Raw genomic sequence first — 20287 nt, 5'->3', positions numbered from 1 at the left:
TTGACAAGGGTAGCTGGTCGAAATGAAAAAGTCAGCAACAGATTTAAAAAGACATCATCTTCTTATAAATGATTTCACTGGGAAAATAATCGAAAATTGCATCGACAGTTCGTTCGAAACTTCGTCATATTTCTCGATACCAAAATCAAAGATTTTCATGCGAAATAATGAACAAAACAGGGATTTTTTTTTAAATTTAGATTCTAACCATTGTAATCTCCATTTCAGGATCTTTACCAAATTTCTATGACGCTTCTATGCCGCCTTTATGCTACCTCTATGCCGCCTCCATCACGCCTTAACATTACCTCAATCCCATCCTAAAAAGCCCTTTACAAGGCATCAAGAAAGAGGTTTGTGCGGTGCTCCTGTTGTCTTCCTTCGGTATAACTGTCGGTTTAATCCAGAAATTGTTCCTCTATCCTGTTTCTCTACCCCAACATCATAAAAAATATAATCTTACCTTTGCAGCATAATTTATTTTATGTCATTCGAAAAATTAGGATTATCCCCATATATATCAAAGTCAATTTCTAAACTTGGATTTTTAAAACCATTCGAAATCCAAACACAAACCATCCCTTCTATTTTAAAAGGAAAAGATGTGATGGGAATTGCCAAAACAGGTTCAGGTAAAACCTTATGTTTTGTTGCCCCTTTATTACAAAAAATTCAACACCAACCCTACGAGAAATCACGTGCGATTAAAGCTCTAATTTTAGTCCCTACACGTGAATTAGCCGTTCAGATTGAACAAACATTTGCCGGATTACAAGAAGCTTTACGCCGCGAAGTACAAACCCAAGCGGTGTACGGAGGAACATCGATTAATCCCCAAATGAAAAATTTATACGGAACTGAAATTTTAATCGCAACTCCTGGACGTTTATTGGATTTAATGGATCACAATGCGTTTACAATGGATCAATTGCAATATTTAGTGATTGATGAAGCGGATAAAATGTTCCAATTAGGATTTGGAGACGAAATGGCGCGTATCTTAAAAGCAGTTCCCGCTAAAAAACAGTCGATTTTATTTTCAGCAACGTTAAATGATAAAGTGGATGAAATTAAATCGACATTAAAAATTAACCCAGAAGTTGTTGAGGTTAAAAAAGAAGATGCGAAAGAGGAAATCGAAAACATCGAGCAAATTGCTTATCAAGTAGAAGCCGAAACAAAAGGTCCTTTCTTGCGTTATTTAATTAAAACGGAAGGAATGCAACAGGTTTTAGTGTTTGTTTCTTCTACGCGTACGGCTGATAATTTAGTGGAAAAACTAAAGAAAAATAAAATCAAAGCGATGGCGATTCACAGTAAAAAATCTCAAGGTGCTCGTATGGACAACTTAGAAGATTTTAAATTGGGAGATGTTCAAGTTTTGGTGGCGACGGATTTAATTGGTCGTGGTATCCACATCGAAGGTTTACCTTGTGTGATTAATTACGAATTACCTCGTTCGCCTTTGGATTATGTGCACCGCATTGGACGTACAGGTCGTGCGAACCAAACGGGTAAAGCCATTACGTTATTAACAGAAGAAGATCTGCACCATTTTAAAGTGATTCAGAAAAAAATGGGTAAAAAAGTAGAGATTGCCTCAACAGAAGATGTTAATCTACACGGTTACTAAAATCTTTTCCACGATATAATTTATAATCCACGCGAGTAATTCGCGTGGATTTTTTATTTTTAGACCTTATTGAACTAAAAATGAAACCACCACGCTATTATTCCCTTGATGTTTTTCGAGGTGCAACTGTTGCTTTAATGATTTTAGTTAACAATCCAGGAACTTGGTCTGCCATGTTCGCCCCATTAAAACATGCGGATTGGCACGGATGCACACCGACTGATTTAGTTTTTCCTTTTTTCTTATTTGCAGTTGGGAATGCAATGGCTTTTGTCATTCCACGATTTAAGCAACAACCACAATCCGAATTTTGGAAAAAAGTAATTAAACGTACAATCATCATTTTTATAATTGGACTTTTTATCAATTGGTTTCCATTTTTTAAATGGGAGAATAATGAAATCATTTTTAAAGCGTGGCAAGATTCACCTGAAAGTGGAATTCGAATAATGGGTGTTTTACAACGTATTGCGATAGCTTATTTTTTCGCTTCTGTGATTGCCTTTTATTTCAAAGAGAAAATGGTGTTATGGATTTCGGGTTTAATTTTAGTTGGATATTGGATCGTTACAAAATTATTAGGCGGAATCGATCCTTACTCCATCGAAGGATTTATTGGAACTACAATCGATAATCAAATTTTAGGTTTAGCACATATTTATAAAGGCGAAACTATACCTTTTGACCCTGAAGGATTATACAGTACAATTAATGCCATTCCACAAGTTTTATTAGGTTATTTAGTCGGAATGTTTATCAACAAACAAGGAAACGTAAAATGGTTAAACAAAGCTTTACCTGAAACCAATCAACCGAATTATCGTTTAGTGGCTGGACTTTTTGTTTTGGGAACAATTGCTTTAGTTATCGGATACTTTTGGCAATTGGATTTTCCTTACAATAAAAAGATTTGGAGCAGTTCGTATGTCGTTCACACCACAGGATTATCTTTATTAACAATTGCTGCAATGATTTGGTTCATCGAAATTTTAAACATCAAAAATGGCGTAATGAAATTCTTTGATGTCTTTGGGAAAAATCCGTTGTTCATTTTTGCATTTAGTGGATTATTTCTCCGTTTATTGGGTTTAATTAGAATTGAAAATGGATTGAATGAAGATGGTCAGATTAAATACATTTCTCCTCTGGGTTGGTTCTACGAAAATGTTTGTGCAAAAATCCCTGGAATACCTGAAGTTGGATCTTTTGCGTATTCTCTTATCTTTTTAGGATTCTTTTGGGCTTTGGCTTATTATTTAGATCAGAAGAAAATTTACATTAAAGTTTAAATGCTATTTATGAAGAATTTTATTTTAGGACTATTTAGTATTATCCTTTTTACATCCTGCGAACAACCGAAAGAAATTTTACATCTTAAAGTAAATCCAGAGAAAGTAATCAAAGCTGTTTTTCAACCAGTATTTATAGAACATAATATTGCACCAACTTGTGATAACTTCACAAATAAATTTCATGATTTAGACTCCGAAATAGTCTTAATTAAAGCAAAAGAATTCAACTCGATTATTGATCGTTTAAAGAATTTAAAACCGTCAAAGGAAAGCAATGACTGTTCAAGTGATTTTAGCTTTTTTTTCGAAGAAGATAAATATTGTTCGTGTATTTACGACGAACGTCTGATTACCAAAAATGGACAATTGTTTGAAATCTCTGATACTTTATTATTTGATCTTAAAACAGCTTTGACTTATTATAATTCCAGAACAAAAGAAGATTTAAAATATGATCCTTTGATTCAAAAATTTGGTTTACCTCAAAACTATAAGTTTCAGCGTGCTGGAGAAGCATCCATTATTTATGATGAAAAAGGAAATCCAATTGATGAATTTATTCCTTTGGAAATGCGATTAGTTACATTAAGTGTTTCAAAATAAAAAAAGCCGTTCATTTGAACGGCTTTTCTGTTTATAAAAATTTTTCTCCACGAAATACTTTCACTGGATTTCCTCGCTGAATAGCCGTTTGATTTTGCCATTGGGCTTTGGCTAAATTCTTTTTTTCGTCCATTTCTAAGGCTTCTAATTTTAAAAGCATTCGCATGGTGGCGATTTTTTTGTTTTGATGTTGTGATCGCGAATCCATCGCAACCACAGCTAATCCCGTAGGCGGATGCGTTATCCGAACAGCCGAATTCACTTTATTCACATTTTGTCCACCATTGCCCGAACTGCGCATGGTTTGATACACAAATTCTTTTTCCAATTTCGGATTAGTTTTCGGTATTTCTAATTCGAAACAACCGATGAACCAATTTTTTCGTGCATGAAATTTTCGATACGGACTTTTCCCAATCCATTGGATTGTTCCGATCCAATCCGTTAAAAAAAGATTTAAATCACTCCCTTCTAACGATAAAATTACCGAAGTGATTAAATGAAAATCTGGATCTATCTCTCGATCAAGCTCCTCTGCTTGAATTTGATTTTTCTCGCAAAATTGTAAAAACTTTTTTAGCACATTGGTCACCACATATTTACATTCTGCAGGACCTCTACCCGAAGTTAATTGTATGATTTTTTTCATAAAAATTTATTTATCCATTCGTACAATCTTCGGTGTAAATGTACCTAAGACCTTCACCAATTCCGTTTGTAAATTCATTACCGTTTGAATGTTTTTGTACGCAAAAGGCGCTTCATCTACACTACCACCGATTAATTCGATGCCAGCATCTTTAACTTGTGCTTGTAAAAAACTTTTCGTGATGGTTTCCTTGCATTTTCCACGCGACATTTTTCTTCCTGCACCATGAGAAGCGGAGTTCAGGCTTAATTCATTTCCTAAACCTTCTACAATATATCCATTGGCTGTCATCGATCCTGGAATAATTCCTAAAACACCTTTCCCGGCTGGCGTTGCGCCTTTTCGATGCACAATGCGTTCAATACCATCAATATCTTCTTTCCACGCAAAATTGTGGTGATTTTCGATTGTGCAAACAATTCGTTTCCCTAACGCTTTTGCCAAACGTTTATGAATATTATCATGACACGCTTTTGCATAATCACCTGCTAAATTCATCGCCGCCCAATATTCTTGCCCATCGTGCGTATTTAAATCCAACCACGCCAAATGCTGTACAATTTTAGGCAACGGACATTGTTTACTTGCCAAATACGTATAATGTTTGGCAACATTAGCCCCTAAACCACGCGATCCACTGTGCGATAAAACTGCAACATATTCACCAGGCGTTAAATTCCATTCCGGTTTAACCTCATCTAAACGCACAATTCCAAATTCCACAAAATGATTACCTCCACCAGAAGTTCCCAATTGTTGATAGGCTTTCATTTTTAAGCTTTTTAAAATTGGAATTTCATTAAAGATAGTACGTTCAAAAATTTCGTGATCGGCTTTTACTTTATGCGTTTCGCTCATTCCGAATTTGGTATGTTCCTTTAAAATGGAAATCAATTGATGTGATTTTCCTTTCATAAAACTTGCAGGTAAATCGAAAATCGATAAACTCATTCGGCATCCGATATCGACTCCAACGCCATAAGGAATCACAGCATTATCTGTTGCTAAAACCCCACCGATGGGTAAACCATAACCAGAATGTGCATCGGGCATTAATGCCCCTTTCACTGCGATCGGTAATTTCAAGGCATCATACAATTGAAATTTTGCTTGTTCATCAATTTCATTTTCCCCGAAAATGGTAAAAGGTGAACGTGTTGTTTTCAATTCTTGCAAACGCACCTCAACGGGCTGAATTAAACCTTCTGCAACTTTACCCCAAATTCCATCGCCAATAAATTTCTGAGGTTCTAGTAAGACTTCTTTCGCTTCGTTTAAAATCGTTTGTTTCTTTTCTTTTTTTCTGTATCTGTGAATTTGTCCTAAGACAATATTGATTGAATTATTATTTGGAAAGCCTAATTTGATAAAGTCCTTTCCAGAAATTTTATTTCCCATTTTGTTTTATACTAAATCATCAATCGCTTTGATTCAACACAAAGGATTGTAACCTAAACTTTCGTTTATTACCTGCAGTCGGGAATTTTCTGAAAAAGAAAAAGCCCGAAGAATTCTTCGGGCTTTTGTATATGATGTAAATGGTTTCTTTACGAAATAACAGCACGAAGAATAGCCATTGCAAAAGCGTTTGCAACAGTTGAAATTGAATATGTACTTTGATTGAACATTTTTATTCTTCGGTATTAATAGTTATACAATAATTGATTTTATCGGCGCAAATTTAAATCATTAAAATATTAATTTCCAAATTTTTAACAAAAATCAATACAACTTAATCTTCTAACGCTTGTAAAATATCGGCTAAAATATCGTCGCGATGTTCTAAACCAACCGAGATTCGAATTAATCCAGGTGTTATATTTACTTTCATACGCTCTTCATCTGTTAATTTTGCGTGTGTGGTACTTGCCGGGTGCGAAGCAATACTTCTGGTATCGCCTAAATTTGCTATTGGCTTCTTCCTCATCGGCAAAAACCGCACGCATTTGTTTCGCATCATCGTAACAAAAACTACTGGTAAGAAATATCGGATTTGAATGTTCGCGTTCTTGCGTTTTTTCGATTTGCGTTCGAATGGCTGCGGTAATTTTATGCATTGGACTATTTTCCTTCGTTAATGATGACCTCGTATTCTACAGTTGCACCTGCTCTACGTAAAGTTTCTAAAACTGAACAATATTTTTCGATCGATAATTCTGCTGCACGTTGTGCTTTTGTTGCATCAAAATCTCCATCGATATAATATTCGATTTTTACTTTTTCCCAAACGGCTGGCGTTTTATCTTTTTCACGCTCTCCGAAAACTTTAATCGCTAAACGATCAAAATTTTGACGTTGTTTCTCTAAAATCATTACAATATCAATTCCACTACACGCTCCGCAAGCCATCAATAAGCTGACCATAGGACCTACCGATTTTCCTGTTGATTGTGGAGCAGCTTCGTGATTTTCTCGATCCGCTTTAAATGTAATTACGTTTCCATTTAAATCATCTGCTACATACGTATCACTTGCTTTGTGGTATAAAATATCGATTTGTGTCATAGTTTTAATTTTAACTGCAATTTAGCGAAATCAGTGTATATTCACTAAATAATACAGCATCAAGTTGTTGCTATTTTTTTTCACTTAAAGCATCAAAATGAAAAAATATCTTCTAATGATCACAAAGTATAGATTTATTTTTACAAAGATGAGGGCCCAATTTAATGGAAGAAATTCATTATTTCAAAACCCACTCGAAATCATTCGAAATAAACACATAATATTTTCTAAAATACTTGTACTCTGAACGGAAAAGATTATTTTTGCCTATTCGAGAAGAAAAGTATGAAAAATATCCGTAATTTCTGTATTATCGCCCATATTGACCATGGTAAAAGTACCTTGGCCGATCGTCTTTTACAAGTAACTAAAACAGTTTCAGACCGTGAGTTACAAAATCAAACGTTAGACGATATGGATTTGGAGCGCGAACGTGGTATCACAATCAAATCGCATGCTATCCAAATGGAATATGAAAAAGATGGTGAAAAATATATTTTAAATTTAATTGACACTCCTGGACACGTGGATTTCTCTTACGAGGTTTCTCGTTCGATTGCTGCTTGCGAAGGTGCGTTATTAATTGTGGATGCTGCGCAAAGTATCCAAGCCCAAACAATCTCTAACTTATATTTAGCTTTAGAGAATAACTTAGAAATTATCCCAGTTCTTAATAAAATCGATTTACCTTCTGCTAACCCAGAAGAAGTAACTGATGATATCGTAGATTTATTAGGTTGTGATCCTGAAGATGTATTACGTTGTTCTGGAAAAACAGGTGAAGGTGTAGAAGAATTATTACATACCATTATCGAAAAAATTCCAGCTCCTCAAGGTGATCCTAATGCGCCTTTACAAGCTTTAATTTTCGACTCAGTTTACAATCCTTTCCGTGGAATCGAAGCGTTCTATAAAGTGGTAAATGGTGAGATAAAAAAAGGTGACCAAGTAAAATTCATGGCAACTGATAAAAAGTATGGTGCTGATGAAATTGGAACTTTAAAATTAACTCAGGTTGAAAAGAAAGTGATCAAAACTGGAGATGTTGGTTATATCATTTCTGGTATTAAAGATGCTTCTGAAGTAAAAGTTGGGGATACAATTACACTTGTAGATAATCCTGCTGAACAAGCTATTGAAGGATTTGAAGAGGTAAAACCAATGGTATTCGCGGGTATTTATCCTGTAGATACCGAAGATTACGAAGATTTACGTTCTTCGATTGAAAAGTTACGTTTAAATGATGCTTCATTAACTTTCGAAGCTGAATCTTCTGCAGCCTTAGGTTTTGGTTTCCGTTGTGGATTCTTAGGAATGTTACACTTAGAAATTATTCAAGAGCGTTTAGAACGTGAGTTTGGTATGACGGTGATTACAACTGTACCTAACGTATCGTATGAAGCCTACTTAGAAAAAGATCCAGAAAAAGCAATACCAGTACATAATCCATCAGAATTACCAGATCCATCTGGATTGAATCGTGTAGAAGAGCCTTATATTCGTGCAGCAATCATTACAAAATCGGAATTCGTTGGACCTGTAATGAGTTTATGTATCGAAAAACGTGGAGAACTACAATCTCAAAATTATTTAACGCAGCACCGAGTAGAAATGATTTTCAATATGCCTTTAGCTGAGGTTGTATTCGATTTCTATGATCGTTTAAAATCAATTTCTAAAGGATATGCTTCTTTCGATTATGCACCTTCAGGAATGAAAGCATCGAAATTAGTAAAAGTGGATATCATGATTAACGGGGAAGTGGTTGATGCTTTATCTGCCTTAATTCACGTTGACAATGCTTACACGATTGGTAAAAAAATGTGTGAGAAATTACGCGAATTAATCCCACGTCAACAATTCGATATTCCAATCCAAGCGGCGATTGGTGCGAAAATTATAGCACGTGAAACGATTAAAGCCTTACGTAAAGACGTTACAGCTAAATGTTACGGTGGAGATATTTCTCGTAAACGTAAGTTATTAGAAAAACAAAAAGCTGGTAAGAAGAAAATGCGTCAAATTGGACGTGTAGAGGTTCCACAATCTGCCTTCTTAGCGGTATTAAAATTAAACGACTAAGATTTATTTGATATAAATTTATAAGCCACTCGAATGAGTGGCTTTTTTTTGTCATCCTAAACTTGTTTCAGGATCACATCTTTTATGCGAAGCTGAAATAAATTCTGCTTGTCAAGCTCCTTAATAAACATCAATAGTCATTCTATGTTTGTAAAAGTTTAAATTAGAAGAAGTAAACATAGAAGAAAAGACCAGGGTAAAGAAAAAAACTATAGCTTGTCATTTGTCGTCGTAGACCGTTCGGGATGTTAGTTCCTTTACCCTTCCTACAAAAATTTGAACAGAACATTAGGTTATAAAGCCTGTATTTAGAATAGATAAATTAATGTAGAGATCTTTTCCATTAAAACATTTGTTATGAGTAAAATTATAGGAATTGACATTAGTAAACAAACATTTGATGTAAGTTTTCTTGAAAATGAGAAGTGGGAACACCAAATTTTTGAGAATAATCAAAAAGGTTTTAAAGCCTTAAATCGATTGATTACTCAAGACGATTGGGTGGTCATGGAAGCTTCTGGTACCTATTATTTTGCGTTAGCAAGTTATCTATTTCACAAGAATATTCAAGTTTGTGTAGAGAATCCATTGGTGATCAAGCGTTTCAGCCAGATGATGCTTTATCGCGCTAAAACAGACAAAAAAGATTCCAAAATCATAGCTGAATATGGAATGAAAAACGATTTGAAATTATGGAAATTAGAAAGTGAAAATAATATAAAGCTCCGACAACTTTATACCCGATTAGAGCTTATAAACAAACAAATTCATCAGAATAACCATCAGTTGGAATCTTATGTTAGCAGTGGATGTTTAGAGCCATTTTTAGAAAAAGAACTTAAAAAAGATATATGCTATTTAGAAAAATCAAAAGTAAAAATAGAACGACAAATGCTTCTATTATCTAAGGCTGAATATGGCGAAACATTAGCTCATTTAGAATCTATTCCAGGAGTTGGTCCCAAAACAGCTATGATGATGGCTTTGATCACAGACAATTTTAAAAAGTTTGATAATTATAAACAACTGATCGCTTATATCGGATTTAGTCCACGTATCTATCAAAGTGGAAGCAGCGTTCGAGGGAAAGGACATATTTGTAAAATGGGTAAATCCCAACTTAGAAAATTACTTTACTTATGCAGTTGGTCCGCTAAACGCTACAATAAATCTTGTAAAGAAATGTACGATCGATTAAAAGTGAAAGGAAAACCTGAACGAGTAATAAAAGTTGCAATAGCCAATAAGCTAATCAAACAGATTTTTGCTATTGGAAAATCTAATCAAAATTATAACGAAAATATTTGTCTATAAACACAGAACATCTTGAACTTGTTTCAAGATCGCATCCTCAATTTCTAATTAGTCGCTGAAATGAATTTTGGTTATGATGATCACGAAAATCACTCGAAGTGACGATTGATTCTTCAACAAACTCCAAAATCAATTAAATTTATTAACTTCGTTTCAATTCAGAATACAAATGAAAAATATACTACTTACCACAATTACGTTAGCTTCTACGGTAGCTTTCGGACAACATATATCGAATCAAAAAATTGATCAAGTTGCAGAAAATGCGATGAAAGCATTTGATGTTCCTGGAATGGCTGTTGCAGTAATCAAAGACGGAACAATTGTACACTCGAAAGGTTACGGCGTGAAATCCATTTTAACCGGAGAAAAAGTTGAATCTTCAACAAATTTCGGAATTGCATCGAATTCAAAAGCATTTACGGCTGCTGCTTTAGCCATTTTAGTAGATGAAGGAAAAATCAAATGGGATGACAAAGTCATTCAACACATTCCTGAATTTAAAATGTACAACGATTATGTAACGAAAGAATTTACGATTCGCGATTTATTAACACACCGCAGTGGATTAGGTTTAGGCGCTGGTGATTTAATGGTATGGCCTGATGGACACAATTTCACACCGAAAGATATTATCAACAATATTCAATTCTTGAAACCGGTTTCAGATTTCCGTTCGAAATATGATTACGATAATTTATTGTACATCATTGCAGGTGAAGTTATCGAAAGAGTTTCTGGTCAAGCCTGGACTGATTTTGTCACAAAACGTTTATTAGAACCAATTGGAATGACGAATTCTGCTGCCAATTGGCATTTGGTCAAAAATCAAAAGAATGCGATTGCACCACACGTTCCGATTGATGGAAAATTACAAGTGATCAATCGTTACACGAATACAATTTTTGATGCAGCTGCCGGAATTTATTCGAATGTGGATGATGTTGCCAAATGGTTACAATTCAATTTAGATAAAGGAAAAGTGAACGGCAAACAAATCATTTCTGAAAAACAAATGAAAGAAATGATTACCCCTCAAACGTTGCAAAAAGTTGGTACAACACCACCTTATAATTCATTGTTTAAAGCGTATGGATTAGGATGGCAATTGCAAGATTATAACGGGAAATTAGAAGTTTCGCACACTGGAGGATTGGAAGGAATCGTGACACAAACGATTTTTTATCCACAACTGAATTTAGGGATTGTGGTTTTAACGAACCAACAAGCGGGAGTTGCGTTTAATTCGGTTTCGAATACGATCAAAGATTTTTATTTAGGAAATCCTGAAAAAGATTGGGTGCAAACCTATGACCAATTAATGAAATCTCGTGTGGCTGAAGCAGACGGAATTACGGACGAAGTTTGGAAAACAGTTGAAGCGAATCAAAAAAATAAGAAATTAAAAATTGATACCAAATCATTCGTCGGAACGTACAAAGACAATTGGTTTGGTGATGTAGAAATTTACGAGAAAAAAGGAAAATTAATTTTCGAATCAAAACGTTCGCCTCAATTAACGGGAGAAATGTTTTTCTATAAAGACAATACTTACGCCGTGAAATGGTACAATCGTTACTTCCACGCCGATGCGTTTGTATTTGCTGAAATGAAAGATGGAAAATTAGCTGGATTTAAAATGAAAGCGATTTCGCCAATGACCGATTTTAGTTACGACTTCCACGATTTAGATTTTACTAGAAAATAAATACGTTAAACGAAGTTCGAAATTCGAGCTTCGTTTTTTTTTATTATGAAATTCAAAGGTTACGCATTAGGATTACTTTCATCCATTTCTTATGGATTAATCCCGTTATTTATATTACCGATCAAACAAGCCAATTTCTCGATAGACACGACGTTGTTCTATCGCTTTTTATTTTCGGCTTTAATTGTTGGAACTTATTTAATCCTCAAAAAACAATCAATCAAAATTGAAGTCCAACAAATTCCTGTCTTAATTATTTTAGGCATTTTGTACGGCATATCATCCGATTCATTGTTCTTGGCTTATGATTATTTATCGGCTGGAGTTGCCTCCACCTTACTTTTTATTTATCCATTAATCGTGGCGATCATCATGGCTGTTTTTTTCAAAGAAAAGATTACAACAGCTACACTGGTCCCAATTGCTTACGTCTTAATTGGAGTGATTTTGCTCAGTTTTAAAAACGGAAATTTCGATTTGAATCTTGTTGGATTAGGAATCGTATTCATCAGCGCATTGGCTTATTCTTCGTATATCATCACCGTAAATAAATCGAATGTAAAAAACAATGAAAGGCTTTACATTGACTTTTTATTCATTTGTCGTAACAATTATTTATTACGCCATCAAGATGTTGATCAACAAAGATTCTTTTGTTTTACCGTCCATTGATTTAGCGTTCAACTTTTTCACATTTGCGTTGATTACAACGGTTGTTTCAAGTTTAGCTTTGGTCTTTACGATTAAAGAAATTGGATCAACAGCTACTTCAATTTTAGGTGCATTTGAACCTGTTGTGGCGGTAGCTGTAAGTGTGATTCTTTTTGGAGAAGATTTTTCTTTGAGTTTAGCACTCGGAATTTTAATGATTATTGTAGGTATGATATTAAATATACTAAGCGATAAAATCATTAATAACACTAGAATACAATAGAATAAAAGTTTACTAATTACTTATATTGTTATATTTATTGATTAAAAATTTTACCTAAACCCTGTATTTTAAAAAATCATAAGTCTTAATTGGATAATTTTGTTAAAATTTACTACAAATACTCATGAAAAAACAACATTTTTATTTATTCTTATTTTTTTTTACTTATTTACTCTATGGGCAACAGATCAATGACGAATTCTATTTTAAAGGAAATTTAAAAGCTGAAAGTAGAGCCAAATATCTTACAAAACTTTTAAGCAATTCAGGAGGAAGCTTTATTCAAGACTATGTAAAAGTCGGAAGTAAAACCCAACAGGTTTACAATAAATCTCAGGCAAATGATGGTTTAGTTTATACGATAGACGATATTAACAATTTTAAAGATTATACTTATAATGTAATCTATTACATGCCTGCGTACACTAGCTATAATCGAATCCAAATGTTTGGAAATTTAGAAGGTGGTGTATATAGATATGGAACTGGACTTTACGTTTATGGTTCTGGAATTAATGATAGACCTTCATTATTACCAAAATCTGGCTATAATTATACTCATATAGGTATATCAAGAAAAGCATCAACAAATACAGTAAGAATCTATATAAATGGAGATTTTTATAAAGAATACACGAATACTTCTGACGCTTTAAAAATTCAATCTGATAAAAAATTTACTTTCTTTAAAGATAATGGAGGAGAAGAAAATGTTGCGAAAGTGGCATATATTAACGTGGCCAACTATATACAAACTGCTGATGAAATTAGAAAGATTTTTGAGAAAGCTACAAATCCTATTTTAGAAGAAAGTTATTTGTTTTTAAATAATTTAAATAATACGGATAATTCTTCTAACTTATCAAATTCATCAACAACGACTTTTGGCCAAGTTTACGATCCTTCTTGTCAAGTAAATCGTAATGCATTACTAATTAATTCAAATAATGATTTAACGTTCAAAAACAAATCGCAATCTGATTTAAATTATACTTTTATTTTTAAAATTAAACCTTCATCAAGTAGTAATAATATTTCGTTAATAGATTTTTCTAATGATGGTACAAATCGTAAAATTTCATTAGTAAATAATAAATTATATTTTGGTGGAAATACAAGTAATATTACACTAAACCGACAAGATGAAAATTCTTGGATTGATTTAGCAATTACTAGAAACGATTCTGATAATAAAATAAATATATATAGCAATAATATTTTATTGGGAACGTATTTAGATTCTGATAAAATTTTTAAATTTTTAGATACCTATGAAGCTAAAATTTGTAAGGTAAACGATAATTCTACAACATCATTAGCTTTATTCAAATATACAAATGAAGTTTATACTCTGGATAAAATCAAAAATGAATTTACATCAATATGTAATGTTACTATTGATAATACCTATTTATTTAATCAAACATTAAATAACTTATCTAATACAAATCCTTTAATTGTTAGCTCTGTAGATAATTCACACAGTTCAAATAATTATTCAAACAATGTAATTTCTAATTGTAATACATCAGCCTACACTTATAATGCAAATCCAAAATCTAAAATTAAATATAACAATGGATATGGAATGTATTACTACAACTTTACCTTGAAGTTATATTTTCATAATAATAATACTTCATCTATAAAATTAATAAGCTTTGATGATTCTGCCAAAGGAATTTATCAAAATGGAAACCAATTACTTGTTAAAACTTCCATAAATGATTATACTTTTAATATTCCTGCACAAGATTCACAAGAATTCAATTTGTTATCATTTATTAAAGACGGATCTACGAAAGAAATAAAAGTTTATGCGGATAAAATATATTTGGGAACTGTTTTAGATATTAATAATGATATTGCTATTAACGCAAATGGAGATGTATATTTATTAAACAATATAAATTCTGCATTAACTAATATTAAAATTAAATATTTTAATATTTCAAATTCGATTAAAGATTTAGATGATATTAAATTAACTCTAAATGAATTTTGTCCAAAAATTGTTAATGAATCGTTTGAATTTAATGGAAATCTAAGTAATCAAACAAACACAAAAAATTTAAATTTTGTACCATCGTTGGATTCATACAATGTACAAAATTTTTATTCCGATAAAAACACAAACTGTGGAGATCGAAAAGTTTTCTATACTTTAAATCAAGGTGAAGGCTTTATTTATGAAGATGAAGATTATTTTGTTTACAATAAATTTACTATCAGTCTGTATTTTAAAGTAGCTTCTAAATCTGACGTAAATCAATTAATAAACTTTGGGAATAATAATTCTATCACTTACCAAAATGACAGATTATATTTTTCCCCAACTTCCAATAATTTAAGTTTATCATCTTTGATGATTCATAACTATAACTTATTAACAATTGTTAAAAACCCTGGTGTTTTACAAATTTATATGAATGGTAATTTTGTTGGTCAAATAGCTGATCCTAACAATAATTTCTCATTTACAAAACAATCTCCTCTTACTTTTTTTAATGATAAAAAAGCTTTTGTTGGTGAAATTAAAATTGAAAATAGAGCATTTACATCTACTGAAATTATTAACAATTATAAAAATTTATGTGTAAGAAAAGTGAACCGAACTTTCCCTATGTTCATGAATTTAAAAGATTCAACTGGAGAAAACGAACTTGTTCCAACCTCGTATGTTAATCAACATTTGGATAATAAGTTTATAAAAGATGAGGTTATAAACTGTGGCGTATCTAGAACTGTATATTTCGTAGCTGATAATGCTGGTTTAATATTTAATGATGGTGTTGGTGAATTGTATAATGATTATACCATAAGCTTATATTTTCGTTTAAATCCTTATTTAGGAGGTTGGGCACGTCTTATAGATTTTAGTGACGGGGAATCTGATGCGGGAATCTACAGACTTTCTAATGGATTAAACTTCTATCCTAATGGAAATGTAGGGAACGATTTATTATCTAATTCTCACGCCGAATATACTTACCTAACTCTATCTCGTAATAGTGCTACAAATATCATTACAGTTTATATTAACGGAAAAAAAGTATCTACTTACAATGATTCAGCTGGATTATATAAAGTTCCAGCTAATGGCAATATCTTATTTATTAAAGACGACTTACGTGTAAGAGACGAACAATCTCCTACTAATATTGCTTATATCCATGTAACAAATTCAATTTTATCGGATATAGAAGTTATGGATGATTTTAACAATTTATGTTCTTCCATTGCTTGTAATCAGCCTGCTCAATTGACTGGAAATATAATTCCCTCAAATGTAGGAATTACAACTCAAATTCAAAATAACCCAAATTGGCCAAACAATGTTAATGGTGGAAACCTTGTGTTAGAGTCAAAAGAAAAAGGTTTTGTAATTCCTAGTGTTTCATCAGCAAACACTGCTATAAATCACAATCAAGGAATTGAAGGAATGATAATCTATGATCAATTTGATAAATGTGTCAAATTATTTAATGGAACAGAATGGAAATGTTTAACTGCAAGTTGTGTACAATAATGAATAAAATTAAATTAACTCTTATAATAGGATTTGGGCTTTCTTCTATTAATTATGCACAAGTAAGTTTCGGAAGAAGTGATGCAAGAGGAGCTTCGTTAATAGACTTCGGCAAAGGGAATATTAATGGTATTGTTTTACCTTATCATTATAACACAGTTTCCCCTGTTGAAGGAACTTTTAGAGTAAACCTTAATAATTCTAAAATCCAATATTATGATGGTCATAATTGGATAGACCTTACAGAACAAGGAAGTATAAATGTAGAAGTAAATACAAACGAAGAAATAGCTTCAAATAATGGAATCATAATTACAGATAAAAAAGATGTAACCAACCATCCTAAAGGTATTTTGGTATTAGAAAGTGATCATCGAACTATAACTCTACCACATGTTGATAGACCACATCAAACTATAGTTGATCCACCTATTGGAATGATGTGTTATGATTCTTTCAATAAAGTCATAGCTATATTTAATGGTAACAATTGGAGTTTCTATAAATAATTCAAAAACCTTCTTATTCCGATAAGAAGGTTTTATTTTTGTTACATGAAACGAATTTTTAATGCTGAAGGTTGGAATAGAAAAGAGCATTTTGAGCTATTTTCGAGAATGGATAATCCCTATGTTGGTGTGGTTGCAGAAGTAGATTGTACGAAAGCGTATCAATTCGCAAAAGCAAACAAACAATCCTTTTTTGCGACGTATTTATTTTGTTCGATGCAAGCAGAAAACAGTGTGGAGGAATTCAAATATCGTTTAGAAGATGGTGAAATTTTTATCTACGATCACATTGATTGCGGAACAACCATTGGACGAAAAGACGGAACGTTTGGATTTGCCTTTATTCCTTATTCGGACGATTTTGAAACATTCAATTCAAAATTACAGCAAGAGATTAAAGAAGTGGAAGAATGTGTAGGATTACACATCAAAAACGAAGATTTAACTTTAGGATTAATTCGTCATTCAACTTTTCCTTGGTCGAGATTTACAGGATTAATTCAGCCATCAAATTATGGAACAGAAGAATCGATTCCACGTATTATTTTCGGAAAAGCATATCAACAAGGCGACAAAATGATGATGCCTGTCTCTGTTGAGGCCAATCACGGTTTTGTGGATGGTTTACATTTGGCCAATTATTTAGCCAATTTTGAAAAAGAATTGAGTAAGTTTTAAAATAGAAAAACCGAAGTTCGAAATTCGAACTTCGGTTTTTTATTATTATTTAATTTCTTCAATAGGAGGTTCTGGCTCAGGTTCTTCCATTATAAATTTTCTTTTAGGAAAATATTCTTGATCTTCTCCTAAAATAAAATCATCGTTCAAAAATTCGTAATGCAATACTTTTATTAATTGATACTCGCCAATCTCATTTTTACGATAAGCGAAAGCTAATCCATCAAAAATATCACAAATCATCGTTATCTCTTGGTCATCTGAAACGTACTTTAAATCTTTTAAATCAATATGATTGATTAAGAATTTATTATTTCTTAGAATTAAAGCGTAATCTTTTTGATTTAATTTAATGGGCAATTGATAATAATCACCGTACATACAATCTTCGATCACTTCAGAAGTAAAAAAATAAATCTGATTTTCTGTAAACGTTACATTGATATTATATACTTCGATATTATTTTTTTCAGTAATATCTATTACTTGTTGTAAAGTATTGTAAAACTTTTGATCTTTAATTTCCTTAGGAATTTCTATTTTATATTCGAAAGTAGATTTCTTCTCTTTACATCCAAAGAAAAAAATAGAATTATAAAATAGTAAAAGAATTTCATATCAAGTCGTTTGATGAAAGATAATTAATTTATCACAGGTTTTTTATTCAATTTTCTTCCCCAAGCGATAATATAAATTGTTCCTATTACGGTTGGTAAAATCCACGCATAGAAATTATCTCCATAACCTAATCCAGCTACGATAAACGCAGTAACTGATGCGATATAAGCTCCGACCATTTTTCCGACGTGCGACTTTACCCAATTTTTATGATTTTCGGGATCTTTATAAAATTTAAAATCGCGTGAAGCCATAAATGCACTTAAGACTCCAAAGATGATAAATAGAATTGGTAATTTATCGTACATCAATCGGAAATAAATTGCAAGACCAATCATTACAATTCCCGCGAAAAACATCATATAAGAAATATATTGATCGATCGAATTTTTATAATTTTTCTTTTTGTATTTCGTTACTCGGTTTCCTAATAAAATCATATAAATGCTGAAAATTCCGATTAAAACTAAAAATGAATTGTGATGATTTGGGAAAATACAAACGATGAATGAGAGAATGGTGCTGATCAACATTCCTATTGAAAATATTTTTCCGGCTTTTACGTGTAATTGATTTCCTTTTTTGGCGAACATAATGACTGTTCCTGCGATTAAGCCAATCCCTCCGAAAAAAGCGTGAATGTAAATTAATGTTTTAATGAAATTTTCCATATGTGTTAATTTTTAAGTGAAATTAATGTATGAAAAAAATCAGCACAACAAATTAAAGATGAAGTGTTTATTTTATGGGATGAATTGTAATTTGAGTGATTATTCTTCAGAATTAATCGTATGAATCGCTTCGTTGATTAAATCGAATTCATAGCCTTTGTACGCCAAATACGCTTTGATTTTATTCATTTTTTTAAAGGATTCACGCTCGCTATATAAAGCATCGTGTTTTTTCTGCGCCAATCGAACTAAATTGTTCCAATATTTTTCGGGATCGATTTCTTCCTTAAATGCTTTATCAATTAATTTCCCATCAATTTGACGCATTTTTAATTCTTGTCGAAGGCGATTTCGTCCCCATAATTTTTGATTGACTTTTCCACGAACAAATGAATGTACAAAACGTTCTTCGTTCAAAAAACCGTAATGAATCAATTTGTATAAAATTTCATCTTTCGCTTCCGGAATCAAATCAAATTCGCGCAGTTTTTTTTCTACTTCCCAATGACAACGATCTTGGTAAAGACAAAATTTGGCCATTTTATCTTTAATTTCATCAATTGTATAAATCTTTTTCGAATTGTCTTTTGGGGTAAAACTCATATTGCAAAGGTAATTCGATAATTTGAAAATTTGTAAAAAAGGGTTTTCCGTCTTAATTCTCGATACTATTTTCTTCGAAATCACTTGTAATGATGGAAAAATCAATATTGAATTTGAAATTTATATTATTACTATGAGATCCTGAAACAAGTTCAGGATGAAGGAACTATTTAACATTCTTAGAGTGACAAAGAACTTAAACAAAATAAAAAAAACTGAACCATTGCTGATTCAGTTTTTAGAATATGTAGAAATTGAATTCTTAAGCTTTCTTTAAAGCTGCGATGTATTCTGTTGGATTCTCCGCATTGAAAACTGCCGAACCAGCAACTAATGCATCAGCACCAGCTTCGATTAATTGAGTCGCGTTTTGTACACCTACTCCACCATCAATTTCGATGATCACATCAGCACCAGCTTCAGTAATCATTTGTTTCAATTTAGACACTTTGTTGTACGTATTTTCAATGAATTTCTGACCTCCAAAACCTGGATTCACACTCATGATTAATACTAAATCTAAATCGTTGATAATATCTTCTAAAACCGATACAGGCGTATGCGGATTTAATGCTACACCAGCTTTCATTCCTTCTGCTTTAATCGCTTGGATGGTACGGTGTAAATGTGTACACGCTTCGTAGTGAACCGTTAAAATATCTGCTCCAACTTGTTTGAACGTAGAAATGTAACGATCGGGATCCACAATCATTAAATGAACATCTAAAACTTTATCCGTTAACGAATTAATTTTTTCGATAATTGGCATTCCGTAAGAAATATTAGGAACGAATACGCCGTCCATCACATCTAAGTGAAACCATTCGGCTTGAGAATTGTTAACCATTTCGATGTCTTTCGCTAAATTTCCGAAATCAGCAGCTAAAATTGAAGGTGCGATAATTGCCATAATTTTTTGAGTATTGTTTGTTTGTATTTTGTGTTGCAAAGGTACGGAA

Annotated in this window: 18 protein-coding genes and 1 pseudogene; 11 read left to right on the top strand and 8 right to left on the bottom strand. The window is 32.3% G+C overall.

What is annotated here, in order from left to right; translation table 11 throughout:
* Nucleotides 1–484: 484 nt before the first annotated feature.
* From AC1QSP_RS11960 to AC1QSP_RS11950, 3 genes are all read left to right on the top strand, one after another.
* Nucleotides 485–1633: a DEAD/DEAH box helicase gene (locus AC1QSP_RS11960; protein ID WP_322971023.1), complete on the top strand. Its 1149-nt coding sequence runs from the start codon at nt 485–487 to the stop codon at nt 1631–1633.
* 80 nt (nt 1634–1713) lie between these two features.
* Nucleotides 1714–2922, top strand: a complete 1209-nt coding sequence (locus AC1QSP_RS11955; RefSeq protein WP_484078889.1) for an acyltransferase family protein — start codon at nt 1714–1716, stop codon at nt 2920–2922.
* A 9-nt stretch (nt 2923–2931) separates the two neighbouring features.
* Complete coding sequence (locus AC1QSP_RS11950; protein ID WP_484078888.1) at nt 2932–3528, top strand: hypothetical protein; 597 nt, start codon at nt 2932–2934, stop codon at nt 3526–3528.
* A gap of 31 nt (nt 3529–3559) precedes the next feature.
* Here AC1QSP_RS11950 and prfH read toward each other — a convergent pair whose 3' ends face one another.
* The 4 genes and pseudogenes from prfH to AC1QSP_RS11930 form a co-directional block, all read right to left on the bottom strand.
* Entirely contained in the window at nt 3560–4177 is a 618-nt protein-coding gene (gene prfH, locus AC1QSP_RS11945) for a peptide chain release factor H (RefSeq protein ID WP_484078887.1), read from the bottom strand.
* A gap of 6 nt (nt 4178–4183) precedes the next feature.
* Nucleotides 4184–5575 (bottom strand): RtcB family protein, encoded by a 1392-nt coding sequence (locus AC1QSP_RS11940; protein WP_484078886.1) that lies wholly within the window; start codon nt 5573–5575, stop codon nt 4184–4186.
* Between the two features lie 334 nt (nt 5576–5909).
* A pseudogene (locus AC1QSP_RS11935) lies at nt 5910–6086 on the bottom strand (PLP-dependent transferase); the annotation flags it as partial.
* A 152-nt stretch (nt 6087–6238) separates the two neighbouring features.
* Nucleotides 6239–6682: an OsmC family protein gene (locus AC1QSP_RS11930; protein WP_484078885.1), complete on the bottom strand. Its 444-nt coding sequence runs from the start codon at nt 6680–6682 to the stop codon at nt 6239–6241.
* A 285-nt stretch (nt 6683–6967) separates the two neighbouring features.
* Here AC1QSP_RS11930 and lepA point away from each other — a divergent pair, with 285 nt between their 5' ends.
* The 8 genes from lepA to AC1QSP_RS11890 all read left to right on the top strand — a co-directional run bounded on the left by lepA (nt 6968) and on the right by AC1QSP_RS11890 (nt 17436).
* Nucleotides 6968–8764, top strand: a complete 1797-nt coding sequence (gene lepA, locus AC1QSP_RS11925; protein WP_484078884.1) for a translation elongation factor 4 — start codon at nt 6968–6970, stop codon at nt 8762–8764.
* Between the two features lie 357 nt (nt 8765–9121).
* On the top strand, nt 9122–10078 hold the full coding sequence (locus tag AC1QSP_RS11920) for an IS110 family RNA-guided transposase (protein WP_484078883.1): 957 nt from the start codon (nt 9122–9124) through the stop codon (nt 10076–10078).
* Nucleotides 10079–10247: 169 nt separating this feature from the next.
* Nucleotides 10248–11786 carry a serine hydrolase gene (locus AC1QSP_RS11915; RefSeq protein ID WP_484078882.1) on the top strand — a complete coding sequence of 513 codons (1539 nt, stop codon included), beginning with the start codon at nt 10248–10250 and terminating at the stop codon, nt 11784–11786.
* Between the two features lie 45 nt (nt 11787–11831).
* On the top strand, nt 11832–12458 hold the full coding sequence (locus AC1QSP_RS11910) for a DMT family transporter (RefSeq protein ID WP_484078881.1): 627 nt from the start codon (nt 11832–11834) through the stop codon (nt 12456–12458).
* Complete coding sequence (locus tag AC1QSP_RS11905) at nt 12355–12720, top strand: EamA family transporter (RefSeq protein ID WP_484078880.1); 366 nt, start codon at nt 12355–12357, stop codon at nt 12718–12720. The genes AC1QSP_RS11910 and AC1QSP_RS11905 overlap by 104 nt, the downstream gene beginning before the upstream one ends.
* Nucleotides 12721–12844: 124 nt before the next feature.
* Nucleotides 12845–16249: a hypothetical protein gene (locus AC1QSP_RS11900; protein WP_484078879.1), complete on the top strand. Its 3405-nt coding sequence runs from the start codon at nt 12845–12847 to the stop codon at nt 16247–16249.
* Nucleotides 16249–16758, top strand: coding sequence for a hypothetical protein (locus tag AC1QSP_RS11895; protein ID WP_484078878.1), 510 nt, complete (start codon nt 16249–16251; stop codon nt 16756–16758). Before AC1QSP_RS11900 ends, AC1QSP_RS11895 begins: the two co-directional genes overlap by 1 nt.
* Before the next feature lie 45 nt (nt 16759–16803).
* On the top strand, nt 16804–17436 hold the full coding sequence (locus AC1QSP_RS11890; protein ID WP_484078877.1) for a CatA-like O-acetyltransferase: 633 nt from the start codon (nt 16804–16806) through the stop codon (nt 17434–17436).
* A 45-nt stretch (nt 17437–17481) separates the two neighbouring features.
* On the opposite strand, the gene AC1QSP_RS11885 is transcribed toward AC1QSP_RS11890, so the two are convergent.
* The 4 genes from AC1QSP_RS11885 to rpe all read right to left on the bottom strand — a co-directional run bounded on the left by AC1QSP_RS11885 (nt 17482) and on the right by rpe (nt 20238).
* Nucleotides 17482–17817, bottom strand: a complete 336-nt coding sequence (locus AC1QSP_RS11885; protein WP_484078876.1) for a hypothetical protein — start codon at nt 17815–17817, stop codon at nt 17482–17484.
* Nucleotides 17818–18077: 260 nt separating this feature from the next.
* On the bottom strand, nt 18078–18725 hold the full coding sequence (locus AC1QSP_RS11880) for a DUF2306 domain-containing protein (RefSeq protein WP_484078875.1): 648 nt from the start codon (nt 18723–18725) through the stop codon (nt 18078–18080).
* A 99-nt stretch (nt 18726–18824) separates the two neighbouring features.
* On the bottom strand, nt 18825–19328 hold the full coding sequence (locus AC1QSP_RS11875; RefSeq protein WP_484078874.1) for a regulatory protein RecX: 504 nt from the start codon (nt 19326–19328) through the stop codon (nt 18825–18827).
* A gap of 262 nt (nt 19329–19590) precedes the next feature.
* Nucleotides 19591–20238 carry a ribulose-phosphate 3-epimerase gene (gene rpe / locus AC1QSP_RS11870; RefSeq protein ID WP_322971038.1) on the bottom strand — a complete coding sequence of 216 codons (648 nt, stop codon included), beginning with the start codon at nt 20236–20238 and terminating at the stop codon, nt 19591–19593.
* Nucleotides 20239–20287: the final 49 nt, after the last annotated feature.

It is taken from the genome of Faecalibacter sp., assembly GCF_057177045.1.
The sequence above is the reverse complement of the archived record's forward strand: the minus strand, read 5'-3'. Positions and strand labels throughout refer to the sequence as shown.